General features: G+C 66.4%; 11 protein-coding genes. 3 read left to right on the plus strand and 8 right to left on the minus strand.

Annotated features, from left to right (window positions below; all coding sequences use genetic code 11):
• Nucleotides 1-85: 85 nt before the first annotated feature.
• From FJV46_RS00850 to FJV46_RS00870, 5 genes are all read right to left on the minus strand, one after another.
• On the minus strand, nt 86-1,039 hold the full coding sequence (locus tag FJV46_RS00850; RefSeq protein ID WP_087030835.1) for a PP2C family protein-serine/threonine phosphatase: 954 nt from the start codon (nt 1,037-1,039) through the stop codon (nt 86-88).
• 170 nt (nt 1,040-1,209) lie between these two features.
• Complete coding sequence (locus tag FJV46_RS00855; protein WP_232008607.1) at nt 1,210-2,478, minus strand: adenylate/guanylate cyclase domain-containing protein; 1,269 nt, start codon at nt 2,476-2,478, stop codon at nt 1,210-1,212.
• Nucleotides 2,475-3,101, minus strand: a complete 627-nt coding sequence (locus tag FJV46_RS00860) for a PH domain-containing protein (RefSeq protein WP_087030838.1) — start codon at nt 3,099-3,101, stop codon at nt 2,475-2,477. Before FJV46_RS00860 ends, FJV46_RS00855 begins: the two co-directional genes overlap by 4 nt.
• Before the next feature lie 2 nt (nt 3,102-3,103).
• Nucleotides 3,104-3,982 carry a biotin--[acetyl-CoA-carboxylase] ligase gene (locus FJV46_RS00865; protein ID WP_087030840.1) on the minus strand — a complete coding sequence of 293 codons (879 nt, stop codon included), beginning with the start codon at nt 3,980-3,982 and terminating at the stop codon, nt 3,104-3,106.
• A 62-nt stretch (nt 3,983-4,044) separates the two neighbouring features.
• Nucleotides 4,045-4,926: an SDR family oxidoreductase gene (locus FJV46_RS00870; RefSeq protein WP_087030843.1), complete on the minus strand. Its 882-nt coding sequence runs from the start codon at nt 4,924-4,926 to the stop codon at nt 4,045-4,047.
• 247 nt (nt 4,927-5,173) lie between these two features.
• Between FJV46_RS00870 and FJV46_RS00875 the strand changes: the two genes are divergently transcribed.
• Complete coding sequence (locus FJV46_RS00875; protein WP_087031867.1) at nt 5,174-6,757, plus strand: acyl-CoA carboxylase subunit beta; 1,584 nt, start codon at nt 5,174-5,176, stop codon at nt 6,755-6,757.
• Nucleotides 6,754-7,170 carry an acyl-CoA carboxylase subunit epsilon gene (locus tag FJV46_RS15730; RefSeq protein WP_306298299.1) on the plus strand — a complete coding sequence of 139 codons (417 nt, stop codon included), beginning with the start codon at nt 6,754-6,756 and terminating at the stop codon, nt 7,168-7,170. Before FJV46_RS00875 ends, FJV46_RS15730 begins: the two co-directional genes overlap by 4 nt.
• 9 nt (nt 7,171-7,179) lie before the next feature.
• Here the strand turns inward: FJV46_RS15730 and FJV46_RS00885 are convergent, their stop codons facing one another.
• Nucleotides 7,180-8,547: a serpin family protein gene (locus FJV46_RS00885; protein WP_087030846.1), complete on the minus strand. Its 1,368-nt coding sequence runs from the start codon at nt 8,545-8,547 to the stop codon at nt 7,180-7,182.
• A gap of 361 nt (nt 8,548-8,908) precedes the next feature.
• Between FJV46_RS00885 and FJV46_RS00890 the strand changes: the two genes are divergently transcribed.
• Nucleotides 8,909-10,279, plus strand: a complete 1,371-nt coding sequence (locus FJV46_RS00890) for an HNH endonuclease signature motif containing protein (protein WP_087030851.1) — start codon at nt 8,909-8,911, stop codon at nt 10,277-10,279.
• A 148-nt stretch (nt 10,280-10,427) separates the two neighbouring features.
• Here the strand turns inward: FJV46_RS00890 and FJV46_RS00895 are convergent, their stop codons facing one another.
• Together FJV46_RS00895 and FJV46_RS00900 are read right to left on the minus strand one after the other, a co-directional pair.
• Complete coding sequence (locus tag FJV46_RS00895; RefSeq protein ID WP_087030853.1) at nt 10,428-10,922, minus strand: PKD domain-containing protein; 495 nt, start codon at nt 10,920-10,922, stop codon at nt 10,428-10,430.
• A 485-nt stretch (nt 10,923-11,407) separates the two neighbouring features.
• On the minus strand, nt 11,408-12,070 hold the full coding sequence (locus tag FJV46_RS00900) for a DUF6318 family protein (protein WP_140995567.1): 663 nt from the start codon (nt 12,068-12,070) through the stop codon (nt 11,408-11,410).
• Nucleotides 12,071-12,368 lie beyond the last annotated feature (298 nt).

Consider the following 12,368-nt stretch of genomic DNA (forward strand, 5'->3'; position numbering starts at 1 on the left):
CATCGAGTGTCCGGACGCCGACTGTCGCTCTCGGGCGCGTGGTCGGGGTCGTTGCGGAATCGACGCTCATGCTCCTACCGCCACGTCAGCTTCCGCCGTCGGCTGCGAAAAGCCCGGCGCGAGGCACCGCAGCCCGGTCGGCATGCCGGTCGGCAGCTCTGTCGGCATCCTGGTCGGGAGCTGCCGTGGCATCGACGACGATCACGGTGACGTTGTCGCGCGCCCCGGATCGGAGGGCAGCCGCGATGAGCTCGTCCGAGGCCTCCTGCGGATCCTCGACCGTACTGAGGATGGTGCAGATGCCCTCGTCGGTGATCTCACCGCTCAGTCCGTCGGAGCAGAGCAGAAGGCGGTCGCCCTCCTCGACGGGCATGAGCCAGAAGTCCGCCTCGGCGTCGTCGCCCGTGCCGAGCGCTCGCGTCACGACATGCCGTCGCGGATGTGTACGGGCCTGCTCCTCGGTGATGCGCCCCGTGTCCACGAGCTCCTGCACCTCGGAGTGGTCCACCGAGATCTGTCCGAAGGTGCCGTTACTGAGCCGGTACGTCCGGGAATCCCCGACATTGAAGAACAGCCAGTGGGGCGCGCCGGACTCCTCGACGAGCACGACGCCGGTGAGCGTGGTGCCTGCATGACCATCGGCCTCGCTGCGGATGCGCTGGTCCGCCTCACGGATGAGCTCCTCGAGGTCGCCGGCGGTGAACGGCGGCGTGCGCGTACCGATGATGCCACTGGCCCCCAGCGTGCGGACGCAGATGCTGCTGGCCACTTCACCGGCCTCATGCCCACCCATGCCGTCGGCGACGGCGAACACGGGTTGCATGGCGATGAAGGAGTCCTCGTTCAACTCGCGTCGCAGGCCCCGGTCCGTCCCGAATCCGACGGCCAGCTCGAGGTCGAGCCCCGGCGCCGGACGGCTCGCAGGCCGGGTGGCATCGGAGGTTCCGGTGGCAGCGTCCTGGCCGGTCGATGCAGTCGGCTCACCGGCCTCCGACCTGAGGTCGACGGCGTGTGCGCCGTGCGCCCGCGGCTCGCTCATGGCAGCTCCCGGTGGGAGTCCGGTCCGAGGAACTCGGGACCGGGGCCGGACGCGGCGGGGCAGGCACGGGTGTCTGTCATGTCCCCATTCTGCCCTCTGGCCGGCCGAGCGCGGGGACCTGCGAGTTCGGTCCGGCCCTTGCGGCGGCACGGACGCCGGGCACGCGCCCGTCAGTCGAGGACTATTCCTGTTCCGGTGCCGCGCGCGAGCGTCACGGGCCGTACCTCGCCGAATCCCCGCACCTGGCGTGATTCGTGGGGTGTGAGGACGAACTTCTCGTTGGAGTCCAGTGTTGCTGCGGTGACCCCGTCCACCAGTACCTCGCCGGGTTCTGCCAGCGCGGTGAGCCGGGCGGCGAGATTGACGGTCGGCCCGTAGATGTCGCCGAGCCGCGAGAGCACCCGACCCCATACGAGGGAACACCGTGCCGAGGGAAGGAACTCGTCCTCCGTGAACGCCTTGGCGAGGGCGAGCGAGATCTCTGCTCCCGCCTCCGGTGATTCGGCGATGTAGAGCACCTCGTCACCGATGGTCTTCACGAGACGGCCGCCGCCCACGGAGATGATCTCCGCGCTCTTGTTCTCGAAGCGCTGCACCAGTTGCGCGAGGGTGCGCTCGTTCATCTGGCGGGAGAGGCTCGTGTAGGAGACGAGGTCGGCGAAGCCGACGGCGCGTGCGAGCGGCAGCGGCGCATCCTGCTCGTCGCCGCCACGCCCTGCCTCGCTGGAGGCGAGACCGGATTCCGCTCGGAGGGCGAGCCGCTGCACGCCCGCGTTCATCTGCCGGCGCCAGGCGTACACGAGGGTCTTCTCGAGCGGCTCGATGAGGTCCGGCAGTTCGGAGACGAGGGTCTTCCTGGCGTCGGCGTCGGAGAGGCCGCGCTGGGCCACCATCTCCTCGACGATCGCCTCGATCTGCCACACCACCATGCGGTCGGTCATCTGGCCCACGGCCCGGGTGATCGAGATGGCGGCGTCCTCGGTGAGCTGCTCCTGCCGCACCATCTCGATGATGGTGATGAGTGCCTCGAGGTCCTTCTCGGTGAACGCGATGTCGTCGTCGCCGATGTTCGGGAAGCCCATGGCCCGCCACAGCTTGCGTGCCGACAGCAGGGAGACCCCCGCCCCGACGGCGATGTCGCGGCGCTTCAGCGTCCGCTCCGCCCCGAGCAGTTCCCGTTCGAGCCGGCGGATGGTTTCGCGGTTCAGCTCGATCGGGCCGGGTCCGGCTCCGTGGTGCAGGGCGCCGCCCTCGGCGTCGTCCCCCGCTGCGTCCGCCGCCATGTCCGGCTGGAGCTGCCACACCGCTTTGGACGCCGTCGACGCCGCGGCATCGGGGGCGTCGTCGTCCTGAGCGGTGGCGCCCGTCGCGGCAGCGGACGCGTCCTGGCCTGCGGTCGTGTCGGTCGGGACGGATGCGCGGCGGTCCTCGGAGATCACGGCTGCTCACTCCTCCATTCCTGCTCGGGCCGCACCTCGTGGCGGGGCCAGCGCTGCTGGGCTCCCGCCGTCGCCCCTCGGGCGTACTGCGGATCAATTTCCATGTCTACACCATCGAACATGCGGGTCAGCGGGAGGTCGCTGATCGCCTGCACCACGTACTCCTTGAAGGTTGCCATGCGTGGGATGTCACGGTAGGTGTGGGCGCGGTCGTACCCGAGATCCGCCACGATCGTCCCGCTGCCGACCAGCCGCTGCATCAGGGTCTGGTCCGTCTGCAGCTGCGAGATGGCCGAGAGATTGATCTGGTGCTCCGATCGCCGTGCGGTGCCGGACCGGTGGATGAGGCGCATGCTCGTGAGGACGTAGCGGTTGCCCGCCCAGTGGACCAGCGGACGCGCGACGATGCGCGCCAGCAGGAAGACCACCGCCGCGAGCACCACCAGCAGGAGGACGGGCTGCCACTCCCCGAGACCCGGCAGATCGGCCCGGGAGAGGAAGCCCAGCCCGAAGCCTCCAAGGGCGAGCAGCAGGAAGCCCGCGATCATCGGTCCGACGAGCGGCAGCGGATTGGCCCGCGTACGCACGATCACGCGCTCCCCCGGCAGCAGCCTGACCCGCATGGCTAGGCCTGGGGGCGCAGGTGTACGACGTCGCCGGCCGAGACGGTATGGCGCTCGCCGTCGTCGTCGCGGATGACGAGTGCGCCCTGCGCATCGAGGCTCAGCGCCCTGCCGGTCAGGGACCCGCCCGGCAGTTCCGCACGGACGTCCTGGCCCAGGGTCGCCATGCGCTCCTCGATCCGGCGGAGGAGGGACGGTCCGCTGTCCCACGCGGCGCCGGCGTCGCCGTCGACATCGCAGAAAGCACGGTAGTGGTCGGCGAAGGTGCGGAGGAAGGACTTGAGCAGGATGTTCCGGTCGGTCGTCCCGGCATACTCGAGCAGCAGGCTCGTGGCGGTCGGCACGGGCAGTTCGTCATCGGTCAGGCTGACGTTCAGTCCGATTCCGACGACGACGGCGGGCGGCTCCGCGCCGGCGCCGGGAACGAACTGGGCCAGCACCCCTGCGAGCTTGCGGCCGTCCACGATCACGTCGTTGGGCCACTTGAGCTGGGGAGAGATCTCCGTGCGGTCCTCCACGCTCTCGGCGAGCGCCAGTGCGGCCAGGAGGGAGAACCAGGAGTAGGCGGTCGTGGGCACGGGCCGTCCGTGGCGATTGAAGGGTCGCAGGAGCACACTGACGAAGAGGGACGAGCGTTCGGGCGCCACCCAGCTGCGATCCAGCCGACCGCGCCCGGCCGTCTGCACCTCGGCGCCGAGGACGCTGAGATCGGGCCAGCCAGTGCCCTCGCGTTCGGCATGTTCCACGAGGTCGGTGTTGGTGGAGCCGGTCCTGTCCACGATGTCGAGGCGGGCGAACGGCCCGGCGGGCATGCACAGGGCTGTCCTCAGGGCACCGAGGTCGAGGCCCGGGCGCTCGAGATTTGAGTAGCGGGAGGACATGCCATTGATCCTATCCGGCCGGGTACCCACGCGACCGGAGCACGGGCCCGGAGAAACCGGACTCAGAGGAAGATGTCGGGGACCAGCTCGTCCTCGCGGGCTCCCAGACTGTAGCCGGTGAGGTCCGTGACGCCTTCCTCGCGCAGCACCTGCTCGTCGGTGTAGAAGTTGCCGGTGCAGCTCCTGGCCGCGCGGACGAGGACGGCGTGCGCGGCGTCGGCGACGATCTCCGCGCTCCTGGCGGCCTGCACCATGCGGGTACCGCCGGGCATGTTGCGGATGGCGGCGGTGTCGATCAGGGTGGCGGGCCACAGCGAGTTCACGGCGACGCCGTCGCCCTTCAGTTCTTCCGCGAGGCCCAGGGTTGTCAGGCTCATGCCGTATTTCGCCATGGTGTACGCGAGGTGCCTGCCGGCCCACACCGGGTCGAGGTTCAACGGCGGGGAGAGCGTGAGGATGTGGGGGTTCGGCGACTGCTTGAGTGCGTCGAGGGCGAACTTGCTCAGCATGAACGTGCCGCGCACGTTGATGTCCGCCATGAGGTCGTACTTCTTCATGTCCACATCGGCGGTGACGGACAGGTCGATGGCCGAGGCGTTGTTGACCACGATGTCGATGCCGCCGAACCGGTTGACGGTGGCGTCCACGGCGGCGCGGACGTCGTCGTCGTTCCTGACGTCGCCGACGACGGCCAGCGCCTTGCCGCCCGCTGCCTCGATCCGCTCCGCGGCCGTGTGGACAGTTCCTTCGAGCTTGGGGTGCGGTTCGCCGGTCTTGGCCATGATGGCGACGTTCGCTCCGTCGCGGGCGGCCCGAAGGGCGATCGCGAGTCCGATGCCGCGGCTACCGCCGGACATGATGATGGTGCATCCCGCGAGTGATGCGGCGCTGCCGGGGCGGGTGGCGTTGGCCGCTGATTCCTGAGCTTCATTGCGTGCAGTCATGCGTCCACCATAAGCAACCCGACGTCGGATACAGGCTCACGACGCCCCGTTGTTACTGGTCGGTAACATCGAGCGCACAGCTAAGGAGTGCGGCGCGAAACTGTAGACGTCCTACAACGGTGCACCCCGGGATGCTCACTAGACTGGGGGAATTGCGCCGCGCGTTGTCGGATACCTCCAGTCAGGCCGAGGACCGCATGGCGTCCGCCCTGTCCATCCGCCGACCGGAGTACCAATGCACCAGGATCTGCAGCCCGACCTCACCACGACGGCCGGGAAGCTCGCCGATTTCCGGAGGCGCAAGGCACTCTCCGAGCAGCCGTCGGGCCCGGAGGCCGTCGAGAAGCAACACGCCCGCGGCAAGAACACGGCGCGCGAACGCATCGACCTGCTGGTGGACGAGGATTCCTTCGTGGAGTTCGATGCCCTCGCCGTCCACCGCTCCACCTCGTTCGGCATGGAGAAGAAGAAGCCGCTGGGCGACGGCGTGGTCTCCGGATACGCCACGGTGGACGGGCGCCTGATCGCGGTCTACAGCCAGGACTTCTCGGTGTACGGCGGTTCGCTGAGCCAGGTCAACGGGGAGAAGATCGTGAAGGTGCAGGAGTTCGCGCTCCGGAACGGCTGTCCCGTCATCGGCATCAACGATGGCGGCGGCGCACGCATCCAGGAGGGTGTTGCCTCGCTGGCGATGTTCGCCGACATCTTCCGGAACAACGTGCACGCCTCGGGCGTGGTCCCGCAGATCTCGCTGATCATGGGCCCATGTGCCGGCGGTGCGGCCTACTCCCCTGCCCTCACTGACTTCGTGGTCATGGTGGACAAGACATCGCACATGTTCATCACGGGGCCCGACGTCATCAAGACGGTGACGGGCGAGGACGTGGACATGGAGACCCTCGGAGGCGCCCGCCAGCACAACACGACGACGGGCACCTCTGCCTACCTTGCGACCGACGAGGCTGATGCCATCGGATTCGTCCGTGAACTCCTGGACTTCCTTCCCTCGAACAACCTCGCCGAGGCTCCGCTGACGGAGTTCGTCGAGGAGCCCGAGGTGACGGACGAGGACCTGGCGCTCGACGAGCTGATCCCGGACGCCGCGAACCAGCCGTACGACATGCACGCGGTGATCGACGCCGTCGTCGACGACGGTCACTTCCTGGAGATGCAGGCACTGTATGCCCCCAACGTGGTCACCGGGTACGCGCGGGTGGAGGGCCACACCATCGGGATCGTCGCGAACCAACCGTTGCAGTTCGCAGGAACCCTCGACATCAATGCTTCGGAGAAGGCGGCGCGTTTCGTCCGGCACTGCGACGCCTTCAACGTCCCGATCCTCACCCTCGTGGATGTCCCGGGCTTCCTGCCCGGCAAGGACCAGGAGTTCCAGGGGATCATCCGGCGCGGGGCCAAGCTGCTCTACGCCTACGCGGAGGCCACGGTGCCGAAGCTGACGGTCATCACGCGGAAGGCTTACGGCGGTGCGTACATCGTCATGGGTTCGAAGAAGCTCGGCGCGGACCTGAATCTCGCGTGGCCCACGGCACAGATCGGCGTGATGGGGGCCCAGGGTGCCGTCAACATCCTGTACCGCGGGCAGCTGAAGGCCGTGGCCGAGGCGGGGGGCGACGTCGAGGGCACTCGCGCCGACGTCGTGCAGCAGTACGAGGAGGAACTGCTGAACCCCTACCAGGCTGCCGAACTGGGATATGTGGACGCCGTGATCGCGCCGTCCGAGACGCGCCTGCAGATCGTTCGCGGGCTCCGCGCGCTCCGGGACAAGCGGGCGTCGAACCCGGCCAAGAAGCACGGGAACATCCCGCTGTGAGCGGCGAGCAGGGCGGGAACGACGGCGTGGAGCGCGGGAACCTCGCGGATTCCCGCTTCGGGCGATCCGGTACCGCGCAGGACTCCGATCCTCTCGCGGGGACGCAGGACTCTCGCACTGTGTCCCCTGTGTCCCCTGTGTCACCTGTGCTCCCGGTGTCCCCCCTGCCTCCTGCGTTGCCCACGCCTCCCGCACACCCCGCAGGTGCTGAAGATTCCGGCAGCGTCCTGTCCGTGGTCTCCGGCAGCCCCACGGACGAGGAACTGGCTGCCCTCACCGCCGTCGTCGTCGCCCTGCAGGGCTCGGAAGGCGCCGACGAGTCGCAGCACCAGGGCAGATCCTGGCTGCGTCGTACGATGCTGCGGCTCGGCCCGAGTCCCGGGCCGGGCTCGTGGAGGCGGAGCGGCCGCTGACCCTCGGCCTCAAGGCCGTGGATCGGTCACCGTGCCGAGGAATATCGGCAGACCCGTGTCCTCGTGGATGATCTGGTAGCCGAACGGCCTGTCGAAGGCGATACTCAGCTCAGGTGTCATCGGCGCCGCCGTCTCGGCCATCGTGATCTGCGTGACAGCTGCGGCGACCGTGCCCTTTTCTGCGACGGTGATCGTGGAGGACTGCCCGGCTCCCGTGATGACGGCGCGTGGGATGATGGCGTCGAAATCGGGGGCGGGACCGAGAGACTCCTCGAGCCCCAGCGCGGTCAGGACGGGTATCAGGTCCTGACCGTAGGCATGATCCCAGGACGGAAGTGCGAGGTCGACCGGCTGCGCTTCGGCATCGTCCAGTACTGCAGCGATGTCCGATAACCCTTCCTCCGTCCAAGCCGGCGCGACACCGGCGTCGGGTAGGACGAGCCTCATGAAGAAGCCCTCGCCGTAGGGCAGGTCGATTCCGGTCCAGTTCTCGCCCCGCGCATAGCGAACGGTCGGGGTCGCGTGCATGGTCGGAACGTCGGCGGCGGTGCCGTCGGCAAGGGTGAAGGTAGCGTCCTCCGTCGCCATGTGCTCGAAGGGTTGCTCCCAGCCTGCGGCGAAGTACACGGTCGTGAGCAAGGAGAGCACGGTATCCCTGTCGAGGGGCAGCGGCGCCTTCTCGACCCGGCCGCCGGTCTCCTTCGATATCCAGGCATCGATCCGGTCTGCGGTCGAGGATTCGCCGAAATCGACGGGATAGACCCCTGAGCCGTAGTGCTGGGCGAGTACCTCGAGGAACGGCTCCCCCACCATGCCCGATTCGGCCACGAACACCCCGTTCGCCAGGTGGAGCAACGGGGTTCGTGACGGGTCGTCGTCGTCCACGTCGCCCGGATCGCCGTCGAATTGCTGAACTTCGACAAGGAGAGCATTCATCGCTTCGTCCCGGTGGCCGACAGGTAGGCCGAGGACCGCATCCATCTCGGCCGCCGTCGTCGTGCCGGCTCCCGCACGGAGCATCGAGAGGGCGTACAGCACGCTGAGGGGACTGGTCACCTGATTGGCCGTCGGATCTGCCGTGAGCGCTGCCCCGATCCGGAAGGATGACCGAAGGATCGCCTCCTCGGCGTCCGGGTACTGCCCCGCTCGCACGACGACCCGCTCGACCTGCGCTGCCTCCTGCTCGGGAGGTGAAGCACCGCAGGCTGTGAGGAGGAGGAGTCCGCCCGCCGCGATGGCCGCCGCCAGTGCATGGGACCGTGCGGCCCGGCGGGGCGATCGGGGTTCGCTGCGGGCGGCCGTCGCACCGTCCGCGCGGTGGGCGGCACCTGTCCGCACGCCGGGATTTCTCGACCGCAGTGTGTCTTCGACTGCCATGGGTTGCATCGGCTCCTCGACGTGGCGTGTTCTCTCGACCTGCGCATCACCGTAAGCCCTCGGGCGGCCTCGAGGGATGGATAGGCGGAGCACGATCAGGTCACGAATCGCTTGAATCCGCCGCCGCGCCGAACGGTCCTGAGCCATTCTTAATGGATGTATCCGACCGGTGCAGTGCGTTGTGATAATCGAATCCGTATCCCGCTGGGTCCGCCCGGAGCCTGCACACATCAGCAGCGTGGATACCCATCTCCCGGCAATCCGACACCGTCCGAATACCAACCCGATCAAGGGGAACCGGGGCGTAGAGATTTCTCCCGATCACCCCTGAATTGTCGGTGGCAGGGCGGATAATAAACACATGGGCACCAGCGAGGATCACGCGAAAGAGCTACGGGAGATTTCTGCACGCCTTCATTCTCTGAACGTTGAGAAATCCCGGATCGACGCAGAGATTGCCGACACCACCGAGCAGTTACGTGAGATGTTCGAGAATCACTTCATCGACAGGGGATTCTTCCAGAGGCCCCGATCAGGACGGGCTCGAACAAATTTCGCGGACACTGCCACCGCCAGCGAAGTGGCATGCCTCCTACGCATCACTGAGCGTTCCGCCCACAGGCTCGTTCAACATGCGGCAGTCCTGGTCAATCACCATCCCCGGACTCTCGACGCTTTGAGAACCGGAGCCATCTCCTGGTCGCATGCCACAGCACTGGTCCATGAATATGCGGGTCTGCCGGCCGGAACTGCGGTACGCCTTGAGGAAAAGCTCCTGCCCATCGCGATCGGGACGACCGTGCCACGTATGGCGTATCGGGCGCGGAAACTTCGAGCGGACGTCCACCCTGAGGCTCTTGAGGCACGGTGCCGCGCCGCGACTCTGGAACGTCGCGTCGAGATCGAGCCGACAGACGATGCCATGGCTTGGCTTCACGTACTTCTCGAAGCTGCGGACGCAGCAGCTATCGACGCCCGTCTGACGCGAGAGGCCCGCGGGCTGCAGGCACCAGCCGAACGACGCAATGTCGCTCAGCTCCGCACCGATGTCCTCACCGACCTACTGCTCGACGACGGGCTTCATGCGTCAGTAGTGGGCGAACCGATGAGCAAGTCGATCGCGCGTCGCCAGCGGGCACCCGAGTTCGGGCAGCCCTGCCAACAAGCCGAGATCGCCCCTGGCGCTGGATCAGTCGGAGGCCCCGTCGGCGAAAGCGCAGCTTGTCCCGAGGGTGCCCCACGGTATCGCTCCCCCGTGCGAGCGCACATCAATGTCACCGTTCCGGTTCTCACTCTGCTCGGGGTCGACGACGCGCCCGCAGATCTCGAAGGGTACGGTCCCATCCCGGCGGACATCGCCAGACGTCTTGCAGCTCATGCCCCGTCCTTCACGAGACTGCTGACGCACCCCGAGACAGGCGCCGTGCTCAGTGTCGGGCGCACCAGCTATTCCGTTCCGGCTGATCTCAAGAGGTGGTTGCAGGTTCGCGATCGCACCTGCCGTCACCCCGGCTGCTCCGTGGCCGCATCCCGTTGCGAGTTGGACCACACCACGCCCTGGTCCCATGAAGGGCCGACTTCCCATGACAATCTGGCCCACCTTTGCCGCAAGCATCACATGCTGAAGACGGAAGGCGTGTGGCATTACGAACAGGAGGGCGACGGCGTCCTCAGCGCGATCTCCCCGGCCGGGGCGCGCTATAGGAGCGCGTTGGAACCCAGATTGGGATGACGCTTCGTCAGTATCTTCTGGTCCGCACCATCGCGCTGCTCGGTGTCTTGCTTCCCTGCGGCGTGCCGGGAGCCGCCGACGCTCAGCTTCAGGACGATCACCGAACGAGAGCTTCGGTGGGACTATCTCCCCGTCGGGTGCTGGCCCGTCAGCGGGAAGGGGCTCCGCAACCGATACCGTCCGGGTTCTCGATGCAGTTCTGACTGACGCTCCGCCCCTGCGTCCGCCAGATACTCATCAGGTGCGGCTCGGACGTCACGGCCGCCTCCCCTGCGACCGGTTGGAAGGGCCCACCATCTACGGAATAATCACCTGCGAAGTACGTCGTCAAGGACAACTCGAAGTCGCCTGTCTGCGTGTACTGATGACTCGTCGCAGTCTGCGTGTCGAAGGCGTTCCCTGCTACAGGGCCGCCCGGGACGAGCGTTGTCACACTGGTTCCGTCGCCGTAGTTCCACTGGTAGGAGACGGGCCGTGCCTTCAGGACGATGGTTGCGTCCTGGAAGTCGAAGGTGAATTCCTGCTCCAACGCCTCTGCGTAGACGTTGGAGTGGGCATTCCTCAGGCCGAAGTTCAACGGCTGCGACACGATCGAGGCAGCGAGTACCGGCTGCTTCTGGAACTCCTCGAGAGTGACGATCACGGGAGCCTCCTCGGGTTCTGCCGCCGCGCCCTCTACGGGAGGCTCCGGTGGAGCGCCTGGATACATACACGAGGATCTACCTGTCGGGGTCTGTGAAGCGGGCTGCACGTTGTTGTTCACTTCGATCCAATTGACCAGCACCCCGTCGTCCTGGGCATCGCATCGCGCATCGACGCGAGGGCACTCCCCTGGGTCCAAAGCATTGCCCGCTCCGGTCGTGCAAGCCCGAACGTAGGTGTACGCGATCCCATCGTCGACGGGAAGGCCAACCGGACCGGCAATCGGAGCAAACTCAGATTGTTCATTAACCGGACCTCTCGCTGGCCTCTCTGTTCTGGTGGCACTGCCTGCATTCACCAAGCCGTCGTCAGTGAATCCGGCAACTACCTCTCGAGTATCTGCAGACGCTGGTCCCGCGCTGAGCGTGGATAGGGGCATCAGAAGAATCAGCAGCCGCGAACCAGATATTGGTCGCCTAGTCATTTCTAGGCACCTTCAGGAGAGCCAAAATCGAGCATGATCCAGCTGCCCTCTTCCCACAAGGCTATGGTGACATTGATAGTAGGCGGCAATGCTTCCGATCGATTTATCTCCTGACCATTTGAATCATAATAAATCAACTCATCTTGCTGCACGTCTACAAATGAATTCACCGAACCACTAGTGTTTTCTGTGAACTCAGTATCATGCGAGATCAAATCAACGTTCCCGCCCTCAATCCAACCCTCCTCCGCATAAAGCTTTCTCACCTGCCCTGAGAGGTTGGCACACGTCCGGCAGCCCGCATCGGTAAGCTCGTCGTAAATCAACCAGTCGTTCGTCTCGTATCCGTACGAGAACAGTTCGAACCAGTACTCCGTGAAAGCCTCGAGCCCTTCGGCTGAGTTCTCATCGGCGAGTGCCGGCTTCACCGGGACGGGCAGATGGGCCGCGGGGCCGAGCGATGAAGCGGGAGACGGCTCCGGAGTTGCCGAGGAAGACGACGGCACGCTCGACGAAGCAGCTGAGGGAGTTGGTACCGCACTGGTCTCAGAAGCCGAAGGATCGGGGTCGCCCTGGCAAGCTGTCAGCACCGCAAGTGCGACGGCCGCGCCAGCCACCAGCGACGCACTACGCCCCAGCTTCGGACGTCGACCACTTTGCCGCATTGTGAACCCCTCACCAACGCCGTCGACACGATGGGCTCAGCATAGCGGTGAGGCCTCTTGGCATCGAGGGTTGTCCACAGACAACGGATTCGTGAAGCGGACCGGCAGAAACGGTGGGGCGCGTTGCGGTTCACCTCGGCCGGGCAGGACGGGGAGGAGCAAGAGCCGGCCTGCCTGATGAATGCCGCCGGACGACCCCATGACGATACCGACACCGACACCGAAAGTAACCTCGAGACTGCGCCAAGAGACATCGCCTTCGAGGGGTGACCTCACGGCAGTGGCATCAAGGAGGCGC

Origin of the sequence: Arthrobacter agilis (assembly GCF_006494655.1) — a bacterium.
Lineage (GTDB): Bacteria > Actinomycetota > Actinomycetes > Actinomycetales > Micrococcaceae > Arthrobacter_D > Arthrobacter_D agilis.

Bases quoted from the DNA above. Each gene is read 5' to 3' on its own strand.
- FJV46_RS00850 (WP_087030835.1), bottom strand. From the start codon at position 1,039: ATGAGCGAGCCGCGGGCGCACGGCGCACACGCCGTCGACCTCAGGTCG.
- FJV46_RS00860 (WP_087030838.1), bottom strand. From the start codon at position 3,101: ATGCGGGTCAGGCTGCTGCCGGGGGAGCGCGTGATCGTGCGTACGCGG.
- FJV46_RS00865 (WP_087030840.1), bottom strand. From the start codon at position 3,982: ATGTCCTCCCGCTACTCAAATCTCGAGCGCCCGGGCCTCGACCTCGGT.
- FJV46_RS00870 (WP_087030843.1), bottom strand. From the start codon at position 4,926: ATGACTGCACGCAATGAAGCTCAGGAATCAGCGGCCAACGCCACCCGC.
- FJV46_RS00885 (WP_087030846.1), bottom strand. From the start codon at position 8,547: ATGGCAGTCGAAGACACACTGCGGTCGAGAAATCCCGGCGTGCGGACA.
- FJV46_RS00890 (WP_087030851.1), top strand. From the start codon at position 8,909: ATGGGCACCAGCGAGGATCACGCGAAAGAGCTACGGGAGATTTCTGCA.
- FJV46_RS00900 (WP_140995567.1), bottom strand. From the start codon at position 12,070: ATGCGGCAAAGTGGTCGACGTCCGAAGCTGGGGCGTAGTGCGTCGCTG.